Below are 24,551 nucleotides of genomic sequence, written 5' to 3' on the forward strand. Positions count from 1 at the left end.
TTTCCATGAAAACCTCTCTCCTCTTGATTTGCTTGACTCTCCTCTCCATTTCTGTCATCGCACAGGAGAAGTCTTTTGATCCCGAATTGGCTACCCAACTGAAGGCTGACGACTATGGGATGAAAAAATTTGTGATCGCATTCCTTTACCGTGGGTCCAAAGTGGATGACTATTCGCCTGAGGAAAGGACAGAATACCAAAAGGGACATATGGAAAACATCTCACGGCTGGCTGAAATGGGGAAATTGATTTTAGCCGGTCCATTTTTTGGAAACGAGGATTTACGGGGGCTGTTTTTCTTTGATGTGGAATCCATAGAAGAAGCCGAATCATTGACAGAAACAGATCCTTCCATTCAGGCGGGAATCCTCCGGATGGAACTCAAAGAATGGTATGGATCCGCTGCCTTGATGATGATCCCGGAAGTCCACCCAAAAATCCAGAAAAAAGCCTTTTGAGAACGCATCCCTGATTTTCATCCGTTTGATTTCTATTCAACCCAAAATATGCATCAGTTCTCCAAATGGAATCGAAACTGCAAGAAAATGAGACTAGTTGGAGAATAACGCTTTTTATCGATAGGGGGAGGTCGAAAATTGTAAGCCAAAACTGATCTTTGAGCAATTTTAGACTTGACTCGAATCGGTAAAGCATAACACGGGTTAAAAAAAAAGCCATCATTTGAAGGATAAGGTCTTCAAATGATGGCTTTTTCAATTTGCCGAGTTTTTTAACGCCCGCAGATTTCTTTAAATGGGCAATATCCGCACTTTTTCAAATCCTCAGTTTGGCCAAAGGGTACCGCAGGGTCAAAAACCTCCTCCAAAAGGGTTTTTAAATGGCTCTCATACGCTTTCTGATGATCTCGGTAGTCACTGACCTCCCTGCCTACCGCCCTGCCCTCCTTCTCTTGCAGATAGGGATTGAAATCATCGTTGAAAATCTCCTTGAAATTAAATAGTGCAGGCTTCAAGGCTTGTGTATTTTCTGGGTGCTCCGATTGGTAAAGCAAACCGTAATATAGCGTCTGCATGGCGGCCTTATTTCTGCTCTTCTCTTCTCGATCAAAAAGACTCTCCACATTTTTAAAAGTCTTTTTGTCAGCTCCTGATTTATAATCGATCAACCTGATGGTACCGTTTTGCTCATCTACCCGATCGATAAATCCCTTCAAGCTGATCCTGATCAAACCTTCTTGGCCTTGAATTTCAAACTTGGCCTTGTGTGCCTTCTCCATGGATACGAGACGAAATGGCGCGGCTTCCTCATCGATTTCCAGCATCCGGACGAGATACTTTTGCAAGACATCCCGAACAATAGCCATCTGCCCGCCCAATTTGGTATCTGCATCTTCCTCCAGATGATAAAATTTCCGAATACCCAATTCTATTGAAGGAAAAACCCATTTTTCCTTCAATTCCTTGAAAGCTGATTTCTCTAAAACATCTGTTTTTTTGCGCTGCTGAAATCCCTGATACAAAAACTCCATGCTGTAATGGGCAAGGTTACCAAATACCGCTGCATCGATTTCCTCCTTCACCTCCTCTTTTTCCTTGATACCTGCAAGATATTGAAGGTAGAACTTCAACCTACAATCCAGATACACACTCAATGCGGATGGGGAAAAAGAAGTGAGCGATTTGCCATCAGGCTGAATGACATAGCGCTCCAACAACTCCAAAACCTCCGCTTCTTTCTCAATATTGATCGCCTGTGGATTTTTGAGGTCGATGGGAACATAAATCACCTCCTCTTTCATATCCAAACCCATTTCTATCATCATCTGCTGGATATAACGGCTCTTTTCACCTGCCTTTCCCTGATCGGATGCAGTGGTATAGATCATGTGCACTTCCTCCGCACTTTGCAACAAGCGATAAAACGTATAGGCATAAATGGCGTCATTCTGCTCCTGAACGGGCAAATTGAAAGCACGCCGGATATTGAAGGGAATCATGGAATTAAGTGCGCCTGACGGCGGGAAACTGTCCTCATTCATGTTGCAGATGATGACTCTCCGAAAATCAAGGTTTCTGGATTCCAATACGCCCATGACCTGAAGTCCCTGTAAGGGTTCCCCTTCAAATGGCAGCTTGACTTCCCTAAACACCTGCCTAAACAATCGGATAAAAAACTCAAGACCTATGTTCATTGAATCTTGGTCAACAAAGGTTTCCTTGAGCCTATTCAGCTGTTTGAAGCACTGATACAAGTAAGACCGCTGCAAGGGCTCTTCTTCCAAGCGTTTGGCCATTTCTTCCATCAGGGTTGACAAGTATTCAAATAGCGTATTGCCTTTCAGTTTTTGGAAAATCAGGATAAAAAAATCTCCGCCAGCATGCAGTTCTTCTTGGGAAACATAGATCTGGTTTTTTTCCTGCATGTCAAGCAAAAGCTTTTGGGCATGCTCGGGATTGGCTGATTTTAGGTAAATGGAAGAAAGCAAATCCTTCACGGGCTTGTGATAGAACAAAACCTTGCCTTCCTCAACTTTCACGAACCGCTGCATTTCCAATACCGCTTCCAGAAAAGCATACACCGGGGCATTTTTAACCGGGTAACCCATGGTCACATTCACTTTTTCAATCTGGTCGGGCAGTGTATGTAGGACCGGGAAAAGCATTTGCTCATCGGGAAGGATGACCACTGTCTCCTCCCAGGCACTTTCACCCACAACATTTTCCAAGATCGACCCCACCAAGTTGGCTTGGTTTGTCTTCAAAGGTGTGGCATAGGTGAAAATCTTCGCTTTTCGGCTTTGGATATCGTTGGGAATGGTTTCTGGAAAAGTGGGTCCCAATATCCGGTCTTTTCTGTATTCCCTGAAAAACAGACCGGCTTCTTGGTTCTTGTCCTCCAGATAATAACTGTCCACATCCCAGTAAACTTTGGCTTCAAATCTTTCTATAAAGTGCTTGACCAGTTTTTCTTCTGTAGCCGTAAAGGCATTGAAACCAATAAAGATAAATTTCTTATCGGGTTTCGCCAGGGAATCCAAGGACTCGGCAACTTTTCTATAGAGTTTCCCAGAATAGGCAAAACCCGAAACATCCAAGGAGGATTGAAAAGCTTGGTAAAGCGGATTCAACAGTTCCCAGAATTTAAGGAATTTATCTTGGTGGCTTCTGTCCTGCCGTTCGAAAGAGCGCCAGAACTGTTTGATCAATTCTACTTGGCTCTCTGTCAGAAAGCTCAAATCCGACTCCAAATCCTTGATTTCGGATAGATGGAGATACAGTTTTTTGGCATTCACCAGAAACTGGTCCACATCATTGAAATCTTTGAGGATCATTTCCCCCCAGAAATAGAACTTGTCAAATTCCTCTGGGGCGGGATGCAGCTTTTGATGCACCTTGTACAATTCAAAGATCAAGGTCAAATCATCCGCTGGACGCTGACCGGCATATTGGTAAAAAACATCCTCAATTGTCCTCACTTCGGGCATCCAAGTGGGCTTGGCTATCAAGCTCCCTAGATGTTGGGTAAAAAACAAACCCGCCCTGCGATTGGGAAGAACAATAACCAGATTTTGGAGATCCTGATTTTCCTTGAGAATGGATTCGGCGGTGTTTCTTAAAAAACTATGCATATAAGAAAGTTAAAGTAATTGTGCAAAGGAATGGGATTTACCGGGATGAAAAAACCGATTGACAAAAGATGTCAGGAATTATCGCTTTCAGCCAAAATATGTATTGAAACTTTTATAAGAGGTTCTGTATTTATATTTTTAAGTGTGTTTTTAAAACAAGGTCGAATATGAGAAAAGTAGTTTTAAATGTTCCAGACGAAATGTATTCCTTCTTTATGGAACTTATTCAAAAATTAGGACTGGAAAAATTGGAAGAAGAGAACATTGAAGTTCCAGAATGGCAAAAAAGAACTGTCATGGGCAGGATTGAAAGTACTTTGCCCAATGAATACAAAACTTGGGAGGAAATAGAGCATCAATTGAGGGATTCCAAATGAAGGATACTTTTAATGTCATTTATAATCCTCAAGTTTATAACGATATTAATTCTATCCTTAATTTTTATGATTTTGAAACAAAGAACAATCTGATCGGAAAGAAATTTTTGGAGGCTCTCAAAATTAACTTGAAAAACTACAGCAAAACCCAAAGAAATATCAGATTCGTTACCAGAACATCCGGTTTATTCAAATTAAACCATTTCCTCATTTAGCCCATTTTAGAATTGATGAAATAAATAAAATAGTTCGAGTCGAAGCCCTATTCCATCCCGCTAAAGATTCGAGAGATTGGGTTGAAAAAACGTTAGAATAATTTTATTTTTTTATCTTCTCAAACCTGAACAATCTCCCCATTCTCCAAGTAGCAGATAAATCCCGTCACTTTTTTCTGGGTCAATGTGCCGACCAGTCCCATATATTCCTGAACTTGTTTGACATGTTTTTCATAAGCTTCTCCGGTCTTGAAATCGATGATAATCGCCTCGGCATCTTTCAAAATGATGCGGTCGGGGCGTTTCAATTTTCCGCCGGGAAGCAATATCCCCTGTTCCGACAGTAAGATTCCTTCGGTATCGAACCAAGAAGAAAACAAGGGGTTGGCAAACAATCTTCCCAACTGTCTTTCCACCTCTGTCTTATCCTTTTCAGTCAACCTTCCTTCGTAAACAAAGGTGTTCAAAATCAATTGGGTATCTTCAAGAGTAGCTGATTTCTCCAAAATCTCATGCACCAACAAACCAAAGTCCTGTTTTTGCCGCTGTGCCATTCCTTCGGCTGAAAAATCAACCGCGTATTGCTTTACATCCAACAAATTCGACCAGTTTTGGTAAGCCCATCTGAGTTTTGGTGGATCCATCAGCAGTTTTTCCGGCATTTCATATTGCGGCCAATCCCCAAAATCAAACACTTTGGTCTCCGCATCAAAATGTTCGGAAAGACTTAATCCCCCACTCTCGTCTAAGGAACTTTCCAAAATCTGCTGCAAATGGGCCTCTAGGTAATTCTGGCTTTTGATTTCCTTTTTATAAGGAACCAAACCCCAAATCACTTCCTCGGCACGGGTCAATGCCACATAAATCATGTTTAGGCTATCCAAATAGGTCATGATGGCCTCTTCAGAATAGGTTTCATGAAAATCGGATTTGGCCAAATGCCCATTAAGCGTCAAAGGAATTATGGCAGAAAGGTTTTTATCCAAATCGGCAAAAGGGGACCAAATGACATTGCCTTTGGTGGTGTCAAAAATCGTCCACTTCAAAAAGGGCATCAAAACCGCCTTGAACTGCAAGCCTTTGGATTTGTGAATGGTCAGGATCCGCATGGCGTTATGCCCATCGGGGATCTTCACGGTTCTTTTGTTTTGGTGGTCTTCCCACCAAGCCAAGAAACCGGCAAGATCTGCCCTATTGTTGGCTGTAAAGTCATAAACAGCCTCCTTGAATCCGGATATGTAAGCCTTTTCCAATCCAGTCTCCACAAAATTCAATACGCCGATCATTTCTTCCAATGCCTCCATCAAGGGCAATTGAAGCATCAGTGCTTCCTTTTCCTGAAAAGCTTTTGTTATTTCCGTCAAATGCTCAGGGACTTTTCCCAGGGCAAAGAGATCATGGTTCACTGGCTCACCAAAAAGCACAGATCGATGGTACCACATGGTTTTGAATTGGACTTGATCTTCTGGGTTGTGTAGGTAATTCAATCCTGCCACAAGGCACTTCACTGAAGCCGACTTGTACAGATACATGGACTCATCCGACAGCACATCAAACCGGAATGGGAGTTCTGGATTTTCTGCACCGTAAGCCATCATCACATCTGCGATGGCTTCCCCTTCAGATTTTTTCCTTACCAAAAAAGCGATATCCTTCAGTTCATATCCCTTCTCTTGCAACGTGATCACCATTTGGGGCAATCTCGACAATGCCAATGCATCAAAATTACTATCCTCCTCGCTCTCCTTTGCGTCAATAAATTCAAACCTAACTTTTCCCTTAAATGCTTCTTTCGCCTTATGTTCGGATATTTTTTGGGAAACATCCTGATAAGCCTTGGAAATGATCTCCGATTCTCTGGCGCCGTAATTACTTCGCACCACCCCTTCAAACGACTTCGGGAGTTTTTTGAACAAGGCATTGTTGAAGTCAATCACATTGGGAAGACTTCGGAAATTGGTGTCGAGTTTTTCCTCTCTGACATTGATTTCACCAATCTCTTCCTCCACTTGTTCCAAAAGAAGTTTCATCTCGCCGCCTCGCCACCGGTAGATCGATTGCTTGACATCTCCCACCAGAAGATTGGTCTGCCCTTGGGCCAGTGAATTTTCCAGCAAGGGCTTGAAACTTGCCCATTGGAAGCCCGAAGTATCCTGAAATTCATCGATCAGGTAGTTCTTGTATTGATTTCCCACCTTCTCGTAGATAAAGGAAGCCTCGTTTTCTTTCGTGATCTCTTTGAGAAATTCATTGGCATCTGAGATCAGCAGGATATTTTCATCGTCCTTGAGGGCGGTGAGTTCTTCCAGCATATTTCTAAAAATCCCATATACATAAATATTTTTTGAGATGGCTTGCAGGGTATTCCATTTCAATCCCAATGTATCGAATTGACCGAGAATCTGGCCAAGTCCTTGGTGAAATGCAGAAACGATGGCATCAATTTTTTTGCTCGATTTGGCATACCAACCGGCTTCATCCTGGTTGAGCTGAGCTTGTTTATCGGTCAAGGCTGGAACTGGCTGGAAGCGATCTCCCAATTGACCAAATTTCTTTGCGAAGGAATTGGCACCGCCTGAAAAATCGGTCCACTCCAAACCATTCTGGATCCGGATTTGATCTGCCTCCTCTTTTAGGTTTTGTGTGATTTGGATGAGTTCCGCTCTTCTGGATTTCAGAAAAGCCTGCAATTGCGTGATGTTTTCCTTGTCCTTGAGAAATTCCCTGATTTCTGGGGCGAATTTCTTGAAATCCTCTTGAAAAATCTGCTTTCCCAATTCCTTGATATTTCTGCGGATATCCCATGATTTTCCGTTTTGGATCTGCTCGATGGCGTAATCTACCAGCCATTTGTGCAGAAATCGGTCCTCCATTACCTGCATGACCACCCGATCCACTACCCTTTCCAAGACCGCATCCTGGTCCAACTCTACCTCAAACTTAGCATTGAGGTCCATTTCCCGAGCAAAAGACCTGACGACTTTCTGAAAAAAACTATCGATGGTGCTGATCGAAAACCGACCATAATCATGGAGAATGGCTGTCAGCGTTTTTCCTGCCCTTGACTTCAATTCAACTTCGTCGATTCCCAAAGCCTGCATGATTTCAGCATCCATTTTCTCCTCTGGCTTTACAGTCGATTTTAGCCTCTTTAAATCCTTGAGGATTCTCTCCTTCATTTCCTGCGTTGCCTTGTTGGTAAAAGTGACGGCAAGGATAGACTTGAAGGCCTCAGGAAATTTTAGCGCCAGCTTGAGGTATTCCATCGTCAACGTGTAGGTTTTTCCTGAGCCAGCGGAGGATTTGTAAATGATAAAAGGTCTTTGGTCCATAATTAAAAATCAAGATAGACAAAACAAGAATATTTTGAGTGGATAAAAAAATGATTGACGCAAGTTGTCGGCTTTTTGGAAAAAGAAAAACTTTGTCCCCTTTTAAGGGCACTTATTGGTATACCTCCCAATCCTTCATCTATTTTTTCTATTGGGGACAAATCAAAAAAATCCCTCGAAGCACAATTTCTTCGAGGGATTTTCCCTTTTGTACCTACTAAGCCTGGAGAATGCATTCCCAATCCAACTCCAACCTGAAATCTCTTAATAATCAGTCTTTGTATACAATTTGTGACTTCACCATATCGGTGCTATACCATATCCTTCAAATAGTCTTTTTTTCTTGCAGTTTCAACCCTATCAGGAAGCCCAACGTCTATTTTGGGTTAAATTTCACTTTGGAATTTGAAGTTTTTCTTCACTGCAACAACTAAAAGACAAGAATGAATCTCAGTGATTTTGTTTTTTTGAACAGCAAATTGACATAACTCCGGTTTCAAACCTGTTGCGCATGGCATTCACCCCAAAACCTATCGCATGGCTTCCCACAATATTTCAACAGGATGTTTAGCTTTTTTGCCCGTACCGTCTGAAATCTGGTGCCGGCAGGAAGTTCCGGGTGCGGCAATCAAGGTATCCTTTTCTGCCTGCCTCACTGAGGGAAACAAAACCATCTCTCCTATCTGCATGCTGACTTCGTAATGCTCTTTTTCGTATCCAAAGGATCCAGCCATACCACAACAGCCAGAAGGAATCACTTCCACGGAATAATTCTTGGGAAGGGAGAGAAGTTTTTCACTCCAGCTGACAGCCGACAATGCCTTTTGGTGACAATGTCCATGGAATTTTATTTTCTGCTGCTCCTCCGTAAAAGAACTTGCATTGATGTTCCCCGCTACGATTTCCCTTCCTATAAACTCATCTATCAAAAGGGTGTGGAATTTCAATTTCTTGGCTCCTTCTACCAAATCCTTTCCCACCAGTCTCGGATATTCATCCCTAAAACTCAAAATGGCCGATGGCTCTATGCCGATCAGTGGGGTATTCCCATCTACCAAATCCTGGAAAACCCGAACATTCGCTTCTGCATGTTTTTTGGCTTTTTCCAAAAGACCCTTGGACATTGCAGAGCGGCCGCTTTCTTCATGTTTCACCACTTTCACCCCATAGCCCAGTTTTTTGAGCAATTGAATGGCAGCAATGCCAATTTTAGTGTCATTATAATTTGTGAATTCATCTATAAAAAGATAGACGGATTTGATTTCTTTGGCATTTCCCGGCAATGAGGCATAATTTTTTTCATACCAGTTCCTCAAACTCAACTTACTGATCTCGGGAAGATTTCTTTTTGGGGCTACCCCAAGAAAAGACTTCATCAATCCTCCGGTCAATTTATTGCCCAGGAAGAAATTCGCAATCCCTGGGGTTTTTCCCCCAATTGTATTCAATGCATTGATATAGGCGAAGGCTTTGGAACGGAGCGGGATGCCATGCGTTTTTTGATATTGGTACAAAAATTCAGCTTTCATTGTCGACATATCCACATTGGAAGGGCACTCAGCAGTACATCCCTTACAAGAAAGACAAAGATCCAAGGCTTCCTTTATTTCGGGATGGTCAAAGGCGTTGGGCTTCTGGTCCTGAGTCAAAAATTCCCGCAAGACATTGGCACGCCCTCTGGTAGTGTCTTTTTCGTTGCGCGTGGCCTGGTAACTTGGGCACATCGTCCCACCCGAGGAGGGAAGCTTGCGACAATCTCCAGATCCATTGCACTTTTCGGCCATCCTGAGGATTCCTCCTTCAAAGGTAAAATCCATCAGCGTTTCTTGAACGGGAGTCAACATGTCCGATTCATACCGCAATGATGTATTCATGGGTGCGGTATCCACGATCTTACCGGGATTGAAAATATTGTCAGGATCCCAAGTATATTTGATTTTACGGAAGAGTTGGTAATTTTCCTCCCCTACCATCAGAGGAATAAAAGGAGCACGGACGCGACCATCACCATGTTCTCCACTCAGAGAACCTTTGTACTTTTTGACCAACTTAGCGGTGGCCTCCGAAATCTTGTAGAATTCCTCGCGATCCTCCTGTTTTTTTAGATCCAAGATTGGTCTCAAATGGATTTCTCCAGCTCCTGCATGGGCATAGTGAACGGGTTTTTGGTTGAAACCTACCATCATCTCATCGAATTCCTCGATATAGTCTGCCAAATCCAAGATGTCGACCGCCGTATCCTCGATACAGGCAACGGCTTTACGATCGCCAGGAATATTCGCCAAGAGTCCCAGTCCCGCACTTCTTAGCGCCCAGGCAGATTTCGTAAGTTCAGGGCCAATGACAGGATAAGCATATCCCAATCCTGCACTTTTCAAATCGGCAATCAGGGCTTGGCCTTTTTGCATCGCTTCCTCCAAGGTTTTGCCCCTGAATTCTATCATCAACAATGCCATGGGATCTCCCTCCACGAAATACCGGTTCTTGCTGTATTCGAGGCTTTCCTTGGTACAGTCAAGGATAATCTTGTCCATCAATTCCACTGCCGTAGCCGGATGCTTCATCGCAACTTGAGCTGCTTTCATGCTTTCATGGATACTGACGAAATGAGCGCCCACGACGATCTCAACAGGATCAGGCAAGGGGTCCAACAGGATTTTAATTTCTGTCGTAAAGGCCAAAGTCCCTTCAGAACCCGATAGGAGTTTACAAAAGTTGAAGGGCAGACCATCCTCGGTAAAAAGTCCAGAATCCAATAAATAGTCCACTGCATAGCCTGTATTGCGTCTATGGATTGATTTTTTGGGGAAATGCTCTTGAATATTGTTTTGGTTTTCGGGATTGGAAAGATCTTCCTTTATTTGTCGATAGACATTTCCTTCAAGACTTTCCAATTGACATTTTTCCAGGAATTGATCTAGGTTCAATTCTCCAAAAATCGCTTCTGAACCATCACTGAGCAGCGTTTTCAACTCAATTACTTTTTCCCTTGTGGTCCCATAGACAATGGAGGTTGTCCCTGAGGAATTATTCCCCACCATCCCACCGATCATGGCGCGGTTTGCCGTAGAAGTAATTGGGCTAAAAAACAGTCCTTGTGGCTTTAAAAACAGATTGAGTTCATCGCGGACCACACCGGGTTGCACCCGTACCCATTTTCCTTCCTTGTCGAATTCCAATATTTTGGTGAAATCCCTGGAAACATCCACCACGATACCATTGCCGACGCATTGACCGGAAAGGGATGTTCCCGCCGTTCTTGGAATGAGGGAGGTATTGTTGTCTTTGGCAAAAAGAATTAATTTTTTGATATCCGCTTCCGATTTGGGAAAAGCGACTGCCAACGGAATTTCCCTGTAAACGGAAGCATCCGTGGCATATAGTGTCTTGGTAAGCGTGTCGAATTTCAATTCCCCTTGCAACTGGGTAGCTAAATTCTCCAATAATGGCAATAGGTTAGGCGTGGTCAAAGTCATGCCTCAAAAATACTGAAAAGAAACAGAGCTTTACTGGAATATGGAAAAAATTGAGTTCGACTTGGGCCTAAATTTTTAAAACCCGTGTGATGCATTACCATTTCTGCTTCAGTCTAAAATTGTTTAAAAATCAGCCAATTGCCTACCATTATTCAATTCATCCTGTTGGAAACACTCCTTATTGGCCAAAAGTCTGATTTTCTTGCAGTTAACCCTATAAGGCAACCTCATGCACATTTCGGGCTAAAGAGAATTCCTTCCCGGCTGATCAAGGAGTGAATAAAAAATTTGGTGAAGTCTTCAATAAGGGATTGTCCTCCAGTATTGAAAAAAATGAGTCGGGGCAAGTGGTTTTGAGTGGGTTGAAGGATGCTTCATTAAAACCTCATCCTTTGCAGACTTCTTTATCAACCTGATTCCTTCGCAAGCTGCATGATTTAGGAAACTGTTGGGTTCCAAATTCCCCTCTCCTTTTCTATATTGCCAAAAATATCAACCATGTTCTTCTACCTTTCCCAATTTCTGAGTTTCTTGGCAATGCCTTTGACCATTATCATCCTATTTATTTTAGTGGGTGTCATTGCCAATAAGAAAAAAATGCTCTGGATTGGGATTGTGCTGTTACTGTTTTTTTCCAACCAATTTATCAGCAACAAGGCCATGCTACTCTGGGAACCGGATTATAAGGTTTTCTCCACGCTTCCAGAATATGAAATGGGGATTGTACTCACGGGTGTGACCAATTTGAGCAAATCTGCCTTTGACCGTACATTTTTCAACAAAGGTGCCGATCGCGCGACCCATGCCGTGCAACTCTATAAATTGGGGAAAATCAAAAAAATTCTCATCACGGGAGGTCAAGGACTTAATCCAACCAACCCAAATACCGAAGCGGAACTCCTCCGGGATTTTATGGTCATGGCTGGCGTGGATGAAAATGACATCCTTGTAGAAAACCAAGCCAAGAACACCTACCAAAATGCAGTATTGGCCAAAGAAATGCTCTTGCGAAATGGAATATCAATTCAGGAAAAGTCTCTTTTGATCACATCCGCTTTTCACATGAGGCGGTCCAAAGGTTGCTTTGACAAAGTGGGTTTGTCTACAGAAACTTTTCCGGTGGATTACTATGCCCATGAATCCAAATATGACATTCCCTCTCTTTTGTATCCAAACCCAGATGCGATAAACCAATGGCATACATTGGCAAAAGAGTGGATTGGCATCGCTACCTATTCCCTATTGGGATATATGTAAGCATTGGGAGAGGCAAGCAGAAGAAGGTTAACTTTGGAAATTTCCTTTCCATCGAAAAATTGAAAAGAAAATCGGTTTGAACGTCGAAACAATCCTTACCAAGTGGTTTCCTTCAACCTGGGAAACGCCCGGATCACATCGCTCAAGCTGATTTGACCAATCAATTTTCCATCTTTCATCACGGGAAATCTCCTGATTTTCATTTCCAAAAACTTTCCCGCAACATCAAAAAGTGACATTTCCGGCGAAATTGTTGTTACCTCGGAGCTCATGTGCTCTGCCACTGTTCCAGGAAATTTGGGGGTGTTGGAATATTTACCTTTGATTATTTCCTTAAGACAATCCACTTCGGATATGATTCCCACCAAATTCCCCTCTTTATCGACCACTGGTCCACCGGATATTTTTCTTTTTGCCAATTGGTCCAAAACATGGTCGATACTGTCTTCTGGACCAAAAGTGACCAAGTTGGTACTCATGAAATCTTTGATCAACAATGCTGGGGCTGCTTTTTTGGATTCAACCATCCTAACTCCTTGAAAACTTTTTACCATTGTAATTTTGGGTTTAACGTGAGTTCAATAATTTAGCCCAAAAATCCCAAGTTTCAAAATTTTACCTTTTATTTCCAGTAAAAACATCCAGCTAATATCTTAAAAAACAATATAAATACACATTAATGACCCTTTTAAAGAAAAATTAAAATAATATTCTTCTCACTAAACGGTTATACCCGTTTTATGCATTACGAACTCCATTTAATATTGTAATTTACTGATAATCAATTTCATGCTGGAATAGAATTGATAATGCATAAAACAGATTCAATTCATACCTTGGTTTTTCAGTATCGCAAAAGGCATCCAGTTTTCCATTGGATATGCCCTTTGACTTTTGAAATCAAAACTTCCCAAAATGATGTCTAGGCTTCCATCTTGATCCACATCACCTTTTTCGATGGTGAGCCAGGAATTATTCCTTTGGTTTTCCAAGGCATGAACAGAAAAATCCATTAATCCATGATTTTTGAAATAGAGAAAATTCTGCTTGGGGGATTTGGAAGGATCTGGAAAATAGGACAAGACAGCAATATCCAAGCCTCCGTTTTGATCAAAATCGGCTACCAAAAGTCCGCTTGCACCATGCATCGGGTAAAACATTTTCTCCTCAAACCTATTTTGACCATCATTCAAAAATATTCTGAGTCCATGATAAGGTTTGAGAATGGGGGAATAATCGGCATTGTCACCGTTCACGAGGACTATATCCAAATATCCATCCGCATTCATGTCTGCCATTTCGAAATCAGAACCTCCAAAGACAGGATGGAAGTTGAGCCAAACCTCCTGTTTGAAATTACCGTTTCCCTGATTGATATAAGCATATATTCCTTCTTTCGCTTGGGTCATCAGCACAGCGATATCCGGTAAACCATCTAGGTTGAAATCTGCAATTATCGTTTTTCTTGCGCCGGGCTCAGTATTTAAGACATGCTGGATAAAACCGGCATCTGTATTTTCATACCAGGAAAGGTTTCCGATATGATGTCCAAAATTGCAGACCACCACATCTTCTTTTCCATTTTGGTTCAAATCCGAAAAGGAAAAATGAACAGGTCTCCGTAAACTATCCATTTTGATTTCTTCCACTTGCATATCAAATGCTGAATAAGCCAACCATTTTCCAATTGCGAAATTGGATGGATCCATTACACCCATAGTCAAAAGATCGAAGGTTCCATTTTCTCGGAAGCGGATATCCGAAGCGGGAGAAGAAATGGAAAGGGAATCCATTATTTCCAAAGTCTTTCCTTCCACCGTATAAAGCCGTCTGAATCGATCCCCGATAATGAGTTGATTGGAAATCCCATCCCAGCGGGTTAAAGTGGTAAGATTTGGTCTTTTATTTTTGTATTGGGGAAAAATCAAACTAAAACCAGGAATCGGTCCCTCTGAATCCAATTTGGATTCAATCGTTGGTAATTTTTCTGGTGCAGCATCCAAATAATAGGTTTGGATTTTGTCCCAATTTTCCCGCGAAATCAATTTTTTTGTCGAATAAATCCCGGGAGGAGCATTGGTATCTTCGCCAACGTCATGACCAAAATCCTCAGCGATCACAAGTCCAAGCCTTCTCCTCATTTCCGGTAAAACGGTGGTTTCCCAAGTCTTCTTGTCCAAAAGTTCAGGACCAGGCTTTAAATGGCAGGCACCACAATACACGGCCGCCAATTGAATCCCGTTCAACTCAAGGCTTTCCTCCGAAAGTTTATTCAAATATTCCCATTCCCCCATGGGTTTTTCTTCTTTCATTCCTGATGTCGTACACGAAAAAAAGGCAATAAATAGAAGAAGAATTGAAATTGAAAAATTTTTCATGAATGATTTATATTCTGACTGACCCCTTGTATGGTTCAAAAAGCCAGCTTAAATTTTTGTGGGGTTTATTTCTTTCAACTGGGTGATTTCCTGCAAAACCCCAAAAATAAGTTCATCAAATCAAAGCGTTTTCACAATTTTTGCGGGAGCACCCATGACCAAAACATTGTCCGGAATGTTTTTTGTCACCAAAGATCCGGCGGCCACAGTTACATTTTCTCCTATTTCCACACCGGGCAGGATCACAGAGTTCCCACCGATCCAGCAATTGTCACCGATTTTTACAGGAAATGCTTGCGTAAGATAAGGTGCTTGGTTTGGTTTTGGTTGGGAAATAATTCTTTCCCGGGCATTCAGGGGATGAGTGGCGGTATAAATCTGGACATTAGGTCCTATCAGCACATTTTTACCGATCGTGATGGTATTGCAATCCAAGAAGACGGCATTGACATTGACAAAGGTGTTTTCTCCAATAGAAATGTTTTTGCCATAATCGCAATAAAAGGGAGCCTCTACCCAAACTTTATTGCCAATATTTCCAAAAAGCTTTTGTAACAAATCAAATTTTGCTCCTCCATCCCGAGAGGACAATCCTTCCCAATCTTTCAGGATCGACTTTGCCCGATGGTACATTTCCAATAGTTCAGGATCCCTGGAATCGTAAAAATCTCCCCTGAGCAGTTTTTCCTTTTCAGTCATGTTGACTTCATGGCTTGTAAAAATTGATTTACCCTGTATTCACTTATTGTCAAAACAGATTTGAAGGATTCTGGATCATTGGACAGAAAGACGCGAGGATGTATAAAAGTACTCTCCGAATTTCGGTAAGTCTTGCAACTTGCATGGATTTCTTTTAACCCACCTGCTTCCATCAATATGGGGACATGTTGTGGCAGAAGTCCCCCACCTGGCAGGATAAGGATCCTATCTGCGGCATTGACAATCAATTTTCGAATGGTCTTCAACCCCTCACTCACTGAATTTTCCCCTCCCGATGTCAAAATCCTTCTAAAACCACATTCAATGATCGCTTCCAAAGATTTCTCCAGATTCAAAGAAATATCAAATGCCCGATGAAAAGTACAAGGAAGTCCTTGGGCTTCCTCCAAGAGTTCTTCACAAGCGCCCATATTGACATTTCCATCTGAATTGAGCACGCCAAATACAAAGCCATCCGCTCCAAGGGATTTCAATATTTGAATATCCTTTTTCATCACGGCGATTTCATCCTCATTGTAAACAAAATCCCCTCCTCTCGGACGGATCATCACAAAAATCGGAATTTCCAATTTTTGTTTCAAGAAGGCCAAAGCTCCTGCGCTTGGGGTTTCGCCGCCCTCCCCGAAATCCGAACAAAGCTCCAATCGATCCACCCCGAATGCCGCAGCTTTCAGTGCTGCCTCAACAGTGAACACCGGTGCTTCCAACAATAATCTGGTCATCGCCATCAGAATTTACTTTTTGAATCCACAAGATCTTGCCCATTTTTATGGTGCCTGGCAAAGTTAAACCCAGGATGGACTGCATAGGCACCATACTCCCCATCTTTGTTGATGGCCAAAAATCCAGCTTGAATGTCCTTGATATCCTTGTTTTTTGCAATCAACCTTCTGACCGCCTCTTCGCAAGCCTCTTGGGGAGTCCTTCCCTGCCGCATCAATTCGACAATAAGAAAACTCCCACAAATCCGAATAATGGATTCCCCCAAACCGGTGGCAGTAGCGGCACCCACTTCATCATCCACAAAAAGCCCGGCCCCGATAATGGGACTGTCCCCTACCCTTCCATGCATCTTGAAAGCAAGTCCTGAAGTGGTGCAGGAACCTGCCAATTTCCCATCGGCACCAAGACCAATCATGCCTATGGTATCATGGTTTTCGATATTGACGACCGGCTTGTATTGCGATGTTTTCTTCCATTCCTGATACATTTCCTCCGCCTTGGGACTCAATTTTTCGGATTCCATCGGAAAACCTTGCGCAATGGCAAACTGTCGAGCACCTTCACCCGCAAGCATCACATGAGGGGTTTCATCCATCACTTTTCTGGCTAGGGAAATGGGATGCTTTACCTGTCGGACAAAAGCTACTGTTCCACATGATCCATCTCCTTTCATGATACTGGCATCCAATGTTGGGATTCCTTCTCTGTCAGGAAGTCCCTGTAACCCTACAGAAAGGTTTTCCATATCCAATTCGGTTACTTTTACGCCCTCTTCCACTGCATCAACAAGGTTTCCTGTCCTGTTCAAAACTTCCCATGCACGATCATTGGCCGGCATGCCGTGGTTCCAAGTAGAAAGCAACAAAGGTTTGAATCTCTCGGATGCGAATGCAGTACCATAGAGTCCAGATGCAGCTTTGCTTATCCCTCCCGGCAATAACAATCCCGTAGTGATCAATGTCTTTTTTAGGAAATTTCTTCTTTGCGACATGGCTAAATTTTAATAGTATAAGGTAAAGATTTTGGCTTGGATTTGCATAAATATTTGAAAGTCCAATATTCAAAAAAAATTGGACAAATAAGTTTGGGATCGTTGATTTTTTTAAGGAAGTTGACGTCCTTGGGGTCAATATTGGCAGGAGAACATACTCAAGAAGTCATTGCCCGTATGGAAAATTAGCGTTTTACTTTGAAATCTTTAACTTAAAAACACCAAAAAAATGAGACCTTATATTTTAGCGGAGAGCAATTGGAAAAATCTAGAATTTGATCGGTTTGACTTGGCAGTGCTTCCTTGGGGAGCAACGGAGGCACACAACTACCATCTTCCCTATGGGACTGATGTTTATGAGGCGGACGCGGTCGCAGCTGGTGCGGGTAAATTCGCCTGGGAAAAAGGAGCTAAAGTAGTCATTCTCCCCACCATCCCCTTCGGAGTGAACACAGGCCAAAGCGATATTTACCTGGACATCAACTTGAATCCAAGCACGCAAATGGCCATCCTGAAAGATCTACTGACGGTTTTAGACCGACAGGGGATCAAAAAATTCCTGATCATAAACAGCCACGGGGGAAACGATTTCAAAACCATCCTTCGGGAATTGGGACTACAATTTCCGGAAATGTTGTTGACCACCTGCAACTGGTTCCAGGCGCTGGACAAATCCCTGTATTTCGAAGAGGAAGGAGACCATGCAGATGAAATGGAAACCAGCCTGATCATGTACTTGCACCCAGAAATGGTGCTCCCTTTGGAAATAGCAGGTCTTGGTGAAGAGAAAAAATCAGTCATCCCGGGACTCAATGAAAAATGGGCATGGTCAGAAAGGAAATGGTCACAAGTCACGGAAGACACTGGAATTGGAAACCCTAAAAAATCAACTCCTGAAAAGGGTGAAAGGTATTTCAAGGATGTATGTCAAAAAGTGGGCGGATTGATGGTGGATATCTGTTCCGCTGATCTGCATACGCTTTATCGATAAAATATTTCATTGGACAGCCGTACCCGGAATTTTAAACTTCTTGAAACAAAGCGACCCTTTGAATCCTGTTCAGGATTACTTGGTGTCAAAATGAAAAAAAGTGGTTTCACCGAAATAATCCATTGAAAACAATGTATTTCCAAAATGTTTTATGGCAATTCTAGACTTAATTTTCATGTTAGCAAGGTTTTTGATAATTTCCCGAAAAACTAAAACAATCAATTATGAATTTAAAGAGAATTTTTGGACCCCTACTCATCATATTGGGAATTGTGGGTCTTATTTATGGTGCAATTCTTTTTATGAACGATGATGGCGGTGAATGGAAAACTATTTTGGTGATGTGTATTCTCGGAATTGTTTTTTTTATTTCAGGATTGGGCTTGATTCAGGGGACGCAAGATAAAAGTTAGTTGCCTATTGAAAATAGAGATTCTTCTCGAAACAATTTGTGAAATTGATTAATCAAATTATCAAAACAGCATCAAACCCATTTTAGAAAACGAGCCTCGGACAACCACTTCAAAAGGTGGTTATCCGAGGCTTGTTTGGTTATAATTCCATTTGAATTTAAACCCGTTTTATGCATTGCGAATGCCTTTTAATACTGTAATTATCTGATAATCATCTATTTGTTGACTTTTATTGACTTCACCATATCGGCATCAGTAATTAATCTCCCAATTTTCTGATTTTCTTTCGGTTTCAATATCCTAAGAAAGCCTAATGCATATTCCATCTAACTTCCCTCAAGTTAGCTGCTTTCGGTTACTTTTCTGCTGTATTGGAATTCGGGCTAAATGCCTGTGATACATTTCCGTCGCTATTACAGCTCGGAATTGTATCACAGTCATTTGTTTGCTATTTTTTACTTCATCACAAATAATACGACTAAACCCTCAATTTTATCAATTCTCTTGCAGTTTCAGCCCATTGGGAAACCTAATGCGTGTTTCAGAAGAAATCCATCGGGTGAAAATCAAATCAAAAGGAATCCGAAGCTCCAAAACTCCTCTCAGCCCTTTAATATTCAAAGGATAAGAAACCTTCTACATTCACCCTACCAAACCAATTCTTTAATCATTCCTTTGTAATCGACCCCCTTTAACCCTTTTAGATTGCTGGGAAGTAAGATCCGATTTCCGGAATTGGAAAGAAAACCGGAGCGATTGTGTATTTCCAGCCTTTGGGTTTTCCCATTTTCCAACTCCATGATCAAGGTGTGGATATCGGAATCCGGCAGAAAAGATTTGCCCGAAATGGTTTTCATGGAGGTGTGGGCTTTTAATGCGCCTCGATTTTGACTGGAAAGATAGACCGAAGCACCCTTTGAGTCTGTCAATACCGCCATGGATTTGGCATCACCGGCAACCAGGAACCCACTTTCCAAAGACCTTACTGCTTTAAATCCACCACTGCCATTCCCCAAAAGCACCAATCCCGTAAAGGCATCGTATCGACCGGAAAACACTTCATTTCCATAGTCATTTCCAACCAACAAGACATCCAAGTTTCCATCTCCATCAAGGTCGGAAACCACCATGCCATTTACCGGAGCGGTCTGGGCCAAAAATGGCAATTCATGTACCTTAAACTGCCCATTGCCTAGGTTTTCGAGATAGCTGCTGCGATCATAATTGCCGGTGCGCTCGATGGCTCCTTCCAATTCCTCTGGAGTAAACAGGTTTTCCCGAGTAGCCGCCGCGAAGTGTTTATAGCCCGAAAATTTCCTTCTAAAAAGGGGGCTCTGTCCGTAAAGATCATCCCAATAATGCGCAGGGACGGCTTCATATTCTCCTAAATTATTTTTGAAATGCAGAAAGGTTACAGGATCAACACTGCCATTCCCATCAAAATCCTTAGCCAAAACCGTGACCGGCCTTTCCTTGCTCGCATGGTAATAATTATTGCTCCCCATATTTCCGACGATATAATCCATATCGCCATCTTGGTCGAAATCGCCCGCTACAATACTGTTCCACCAGCCCAAATGAGCTTCTAAGCCTGTGTTTTCCATTTTGGCAAAGCGCCCTCCTTCATTTCTGAAAACCGTGATCGGCATAAGTTCTCCGACTACTACCAAGTCAATCAAGCCGTCGTTGTCCACATCTGACCAAATCGCATCCGTCACCATCCCTACCTTGCGAAGCTCAGGGGCGATCAGATCGGTGACATCTTCCAAAACACCCGCATTGTTTTTCAGCAAAAAGCTTCTTTCAGCATATGGAAATTGGGCAAAAGGGGTTCTTCCTCCCACAAAAAGGTCCATAAATCCATCTCCATCAAAATCTCCGCCTTTCACCACAGAACCACTGGCTTTCACCTCGGCCATACGGTTTTCTGATAAGGTGAAATTTCCCTTTCCGTCATTGAGATAAAGTCTATCCTTATACTCTTCAGCATCTGCGGGAAATTCATTGCTCCCGGAAACAAGATAGAGATCCAAATCCCCATCATTGTCCAAATCGAAAAGCAACATGCCTTGTTCCTCAAATTTGATTTCTTCCAAACCAGCGAAAAGTTGTTTTTTATCAAATTTCCCATCGCTTTTCTGAAAAAACACCATTGGTGAATAACCGGCTGATCCGCTGACTATAAAATCCTCCAACCCACTCCCATTGATATCCCCTACTGCCAAAGAAGGCCCAAACTGGGTAAGTTTATGCGGCAATGTTCTTTGGACATTGTAATCGACTTTGTCCATTTCCTCATGAATAAAATCGATTCCCAGTTCTTTGGACACTTCCTTTATCATAGGAATGACGGCCTTCGCTACCATCGGAAAGGAAAGTCCTGCCGATTGGGAAGAGGCATCGGCATGATTGATCTGCAATACCTGATTGGATTCCGGCGAGTTTACCAGCTGGTATTTTCCATCTGGCCAAAGCACTTCCAGGGACTGAATTCCTCCATTTTCTCCCAATCCAAAATGCACCACATCCTCCACGGCGGACATGTATCCCCTGGTCAAATGTTGTTCATGGTATTGGAATTGATCGTTTCCATATCGGACGACGATTTTGGCCCCCAATCCCATTCCATTGTTTTTGGGGCCTTTCAATTTTATGCGCAGGTAATTGCTTTTTCCCGGCTGTTGGTTCAGCGTGTTTTCAAACACAAAAGCAGGATCGTTGATATTGTTTACCACATAATCCAAATCCCCATCCCCATCGAGATCTACAAATACGGCTCCATTGGAAAAAGAGGGGCGGTTCAACCCCCAGGTGGCGCCGACATCCTCAAAAGTCCAATCTCCTGAGTTTTTGAAGGAATAATTTGGGATTTTAACGATGGGAATAGAATCCAGCAACTGCCTTACGCTGGCAACATTGCCAACATCGGCCCTGTAATTGGCAAAATCCTTATCGGTAATGTCTCGTGGAAATCCATTGGTGACCAATAAATCCCGGTGTCCGTCATTGTCCACATCGACAAAAAGCGGCGACCAGCTCCAATCAGTTTGATAGATTCCAGCCATAAATCCAATTTCACTGAAAGGAATTTCCGGGCCATTCCCTGCATGGAGCATGTTTCGAACATGTTGGTATTCAAAGCCCCATTGTTCATTATTGATATAGCTTTGATAGCTGTTTTTCCCAATTGTTGTTTTTTTACGGAAATTGGTTTCTCCCAACATATCCAGCGTGATGATGTCCAAATATCCGTCGTTGTTGTAATCTGAAATATCCGAGCCCATGGAAAACATGCTTTGATGCCCAAGCATTTCTTTGCTACGGTTTGAAAAAGTACCATCCTGATTGTTGATGTAGAGAATGTCATTGGTCAGGTAATCATTGCTGATGTAGATATCCGACCAGCCATCTTGGTTCAAATCAGCTACTGCAATCCCCAACCCAAATCCTTCTATGGTAATCCCTGCTTCCAGGGTAACATTGGTAAATGTACCGTCGCCATTGTTCCGATAAAGTTGGTCATTGTTGATGGCGGATCCATCGGTGATTTTTTGGCGGTAATTGCTGGGAACAGCCTTGCTTTGCTCATTATTCAAAACATATAAATCCAAAAATCCATCGTTGTTATAGTCAAAAAAAGTTGCCCCCATACTGTTTCCGGTTTCAGCAATACCGAATTGATGTGCCAGTTCCTCAAAAACAGGAACCCCATTTTCATTGAGACCTTGGTTGACAAAAAGCATATTTGCTCTTTTGGTTGGTTCCTTGTACATGGCGGCACTGACATAGATATCGAGTAAGCCATCTCCATTGATATCCACTACGGTAACGCCCGTACTCCAACTGTCCGAGGCTTCGACACCGGCTTCTTGGGAGATATCCTGAAATTTAAGTTTTCCTTTGTTCAAGTATAATTTATTGGAAACCTGATTTCCCGTAAAATACAAATCGGGAAGTCCATCATTGTTGAAATCACCCACAGCTACTCCTCCACCATTGAATATGTATTCATCAGTAAGGATATTGAAAGAGTCCGTTTCTACAATGATATTGTTGAAATGGATTCCTGTTTCAGATTCCGGAATCAGTTTGAAAAGGGTTTTTTCCTCCTTTTTACAAGAGAACAGTATCAAGCCCATTAAGGCGAGGCATAAAATCTTGGTATTCATAATGGGAGTATTGTTTAATGACTTGTTGGCTGGTATTGGGAAATTAGGATATTTTTTGGAGAGTTAAAAGCAATACAAAAACTAGATCATTTAATAATCGGGGTATAAAAAAAGAGATGGTCGTGGACCATCTCTTTTTTACTTTCAAAATATTGGATACTGATTAAAATCCTGGGTTTTGGATAAGGATAGTAGGTCCCACCAAGTCAATTTGGTTTTGTGGAAGCGGAAGAAGCTCATCCTTGTTCGGTGTAAAGCTTGATCCACCAAGCGGGGCAGCCAATAACTGTCCATCAAGTGCGATGTAAGCATCTAGCTCCTGCTTGGCAATTCCCCATCTGACAAGGTCATAAAATCTATGTCCTTCCATACCCAATTCAAGCTTTCTCTCGAATCTTACAGCATTTCTGGCAACATTGGCATCTGTCCAAGGACTGGTGTATGTTGAAATCACATAGTTCGCCGCCATTGTACTGCCATTACGCATCAGTTTCGAATTTACTGCTCTGGTTCTCACCATGTTGGTATATTCCCTGGCTTTTTCCAAGTTACCCAATTCCACTTCTACTTCGGCTGCCATCAACAGAACATCAGCAAATCTGATGATCATAAAGTTGATACCAGTATATCCTGGAGTCCAAGTACTGTTATCTTGGAAAGTTCCCTGCTCTGCTCTTGTATAGATAAACTTCTTAGGTGCATAAGGACCTCCATTGGGTTGATTTCTAATCCATGGAGCGCCAGGATGGTCTTGCCAATCCAAATATGGCAATCCCCTTCTTCCCACTGTATGGTCCAATCTTGGATCCAAGTTTCCTGTATCTGGAGTAAAAGCACCAGTAGCAGGAACACCCTGATCATTTTTTACCCGATTGGCTGGATCATTGAAAGATCCATCCAATAGAGGCAATCCATTTGCATTGGTTCTAAAGGAATTGACAAATGTGAAGGAAGGTTGAAAGAAACCACAGCAGTTACCAGGTCCGCTTGAACCTGTTTCATATGGGAAATTCAAATCAAATTCAGGGTTGGCGTTATTGACAGAACCTGTATTGGCAGCTGCCTGATAGGCCCAAACCGATTCTTGGTGATTGTCATTGGCTCCCCTGAACATGTCGTCATAATAGGGTACCAAGCCATATTTCAAACCATTGGAAGTAACACCGTTGGCGATGATATCATCAAACAATGCTTTTGCTTCGGTATTTTTCTTCTGATAAAGATATGTTTTCGCCAAGTAGGCTTTTGCTGCCCAGGAATTCACCCTTCCAACTTGTCCTTGAGTTGCTGGAAGATTTTCCGCTGCGAATTTAAAATCAGCCTCAATCAATGGCCAAATTTCAACATTGTTGGAAACCTCTTCCAAGCCAGCTTTATAATCCTCGTTTTCAGTCACAAAAGGAACATTGTTGAAATTCCTTTTCAGTTGAAAGTAATAATGCCCTCTCAGGAATCTCGCCTGAGCTGAAATCGATTTTACCTGATCGTCAGTAACATCCTCTGACCTGGCTACCAACAATCTCAACACATTGTTGGTACGGGCAACACCCTCATAAAGGCCAACCCAATTTTCCTCAATGACATCAATTGTAGAATTCGCCTCATACCGTTGAATAGGATTGATAGAACCGAAATCCCCTGGATCGGTACCTTTATTGGCATCTCCACCTCGGATACTTCCCCACACCCAGTTGGAAGGAGAAGCCATCCTTCGCTCTCTACCATTCACTTGGGAATAGGCCGCTATCAAGGACAGGTCTAAGCCATCGAAGGTGTTCAATTGTAAGCCTGATAACTGACCTGTAGGGGGCACATCTAGGAAGTCGTCACAACTTGTTGCGAATAACATCATCCCAGATGTCAGTAAAGTCGCAATTTGAAATTTATATTTTTTCATAACCGGTATATTCTTTATGAATT

At 42.4% G+C, this 24,551-nt stretch carries 15 protein-coding genes; 5 read left to right on the plus strand and 10 right to left on the minus strand.

Annotated features, from left to right (window positions below; all coding sequences use genetic code 11):
• Nucleotides 1-5: 5 nt before the first annotated feature.
• Nucleotides 6-458 (plus strand): YciI family protein, encoded by a 453-nt coding sequence (locus F824_RS0115830; protein WP_019598899.1) that lies wholly within the window; start codon nt 6-8, stop codon nt 456-458.
• A gap of 272 nt (nt 459-730) precedes the next feature.
• On the opposite strand, the gene F824_RS0115835 is transcribed toward F824_RS0115830, so the two are convergent.
• On the minus strand, nt 731-3,589 hold the full coding sequence (locus F824_RS0115835; RefSeq protein ID WP_019598900.1) for a PD-(D/E)XK nuclease family protein: 2,859 nt from the start codon (nt 3,587-3,589) through the stop codon (nt 731-733).
• A gap of 167 nt (nt 3,590-3,756) precedes the next feature.
• Between F824_RS0115835 and F824_RS0115840 the strand changes: the two genes are divergently transcribed.
• Nucleotides 3,757-3,966, plus strand: coding sequence for a hypothetical protein (locus tag F824_RS0115840; RefSeq protein WP_019598901.1), 210 nt, complete (start codon nt 3,757-3,759; stop codon nt 3,964-3,966).
• A 334-nt stretch (nt 3,967-4,300) separates the two neighbouring features.
• Here the strand turns inward: F824_RS0115840 and F824_RS0115850 are convergent, their stop codons facing one another.
• Nucleotides 4,301-7,513, minus strand: a complete 3,213-nt coding sequence (locus F824_RS0115850; RefSeq protein ID WP_019598903.1) for a UvrD-helicase domain-containing protein — start codon at nt 7,511-7,513, stop codon at nt 4,301-4,303.
• A 530-nt stretch (nt 7,514-8,043) separates the two neighbouring features.
• Entirely contained in the window at nt 8,044-10,989 is a 2,946-nt protein-coding gene (locus F824_RS0115860) for an FAD-binding and (Fe-S)-binding domain-containing protein (RefSeq protein WP_019598905.1), read from the minus strand.
• A gap of 498 nt (nt 10,990-11,487) precedes the next feature.
• On the opposite strand from F824_RS0115860, the gene F824_RS0115865 reads away from it, so the two are divergent.
• Nucleotides 11,488-12,246, plus strand: coding sequence for a YdcF family protein (locus tag F824_RS0115865; RefSeq protein WP_019598907.1), 759 nt, complete (start codon nt 11,488-11,490; stop codon nt 12,244-12,246).
• A gap of 95 nt (nt 12,247-12,341) precedes the next feature.
• Here F824_RS0115865 and F824_RS0115870 read toward each other — a convergent pair whose 3' ends face one another.
• From F824_RS0115870 to F824_RS0115890, 5 genes are all read right to left on the minus strand, one after another.
• Nucleotides 12,342-12,800 carry a CBS domain-containing protein gene (locus tag F824_RS0115870; RefSeq protein WP_019598908.1) on the minus strand — a complete coding sequence of 153 codons (459 nt, stop codon included), beginning with the start codon at nt 12,798-12,800 and terminating at the stop codon, nt 12,342-12,344.
• A gap of 270 nt (nt 12,801-13,070) precedes the next feature.
• Nucleotides 13,071-14,558 carry an FG-GAP repeat domain-containing protein gene (locus tag F824_RS0115875; RefSeq protein WP_022582200.1) on the minus strand — a complete coding sequence of 496 codons (1,488 nt, stop codon included), beginning with the start codon at nt 14,556-14,558 and terminating at the stop codon, nt 13,071-13,073.
• A gap of 186 nt (nt 14,559-14,744) precedes the next feature.
• Nucleotides 14,745-15,323 (minus strand): sugar O-acetyltransferase, encoded by a 579-nt coding sequence (locus F824_RS0115880; protein ID WP_019598911.1) that lies wholly within the window; start codon nt 15,321-15,323, stop codon nt 14,745-14,747.
• A complete protein-coding gene (locus F824_RS0115885; protein WP_033405387.1) occupies nt 15,320-16,066 on the minus strand; it encodes a copper homeostasis protein CutC in 747 nt (248 codons plus the stop codon). The genes F824_RS0115880 and F824_RS0115885 overlap by 4 nt, the downstream gene beginning before the upstream one ends.
• Before the next feature lie 5 nt (nt 16,067-16,071).
• Nucleotides 16,072-17,058 (minus strand): isoaspartyl peptidase/L-asparaginase family protein, encoded by a 987-nt coding sequence (locus F824_RS0115890; RefSeq protein ID WP_019598913.1) that lies wholly within the window; start codon nt 17,056-17,058, stop codon nt 16,072-16,074.
• 229 nt (nt 17,059-17,287) lie between these two features.
• Between F824_RS0115890 and F824_RS0115900 the strand changes: the two genes are divergently transcribed.
• Entirely contained in the window at nt 17,288-18,049 is a 762-nt protein-coding gene (locus F824_RS0115900; protein WP_019598915.1) for a creatininase family protein, read from the plus strand.
• Nucleotides 18,050-18,273: 224 nt separating this feature from the next.
• Nucleotides 18,274-18,462 (plus strand): hypothetical protein, encoded by a 189-nt coding sequence (locus F824_RS0115910; protein ID WP_019598917.1) that lies wholly within the window; start codon nt 18,274-18,276, stop codon nt 18,460-18,462.
• A gap of 647 nt (nt 18,463-19,109) precedes the next feature.
• Here F824_RS0115910 and F824_RS0115920 read toward each other — a convergent pair.
• Both F824_RS0115920 and F824_RS0115925 read right to left on the minus strand, forming a co-directional pair.
• Nucleotides 19,110-22,631, minus strand: coding sequence for a VCBS repeat-containing protein (locus F824_RS0115920; protein ID WP_026333755.1), 3,522 nt, complete (start codon nt 22,629-22,631; stop codon nt 19,110-19,112).
• A gap of 163 nt (nt 22,632-22,794) precedes the next feature.
• Nucleotides 22,795-24,528, minus strand: a complete 1,734-nt coding sequence (locus F824_RS0115925; RefSeq protein ID WP_022582198.1) for a RagB/SusD family nutrient uptake outer membrane protein — start codon at nt 24,526-24,528, stop codon at nt 22,795-22,797.
• Nucleotides 24,529-24,551: the final 23 nt, after the last annotated feature.

Origin of the sequence: Rhodonellum psychrophilum GCM71 = DSM 17998 (assembly GCF_000381545.1) — a bacterium.
In the GTDB taxonomy this organism is placed as follows: domain Bacteria; phylum Bacteroidota; class Bacteroidia; order Cytophagales; family Cyclobacteriaceae; genus Rhodonellum; species Rhodonellum psychrophilum.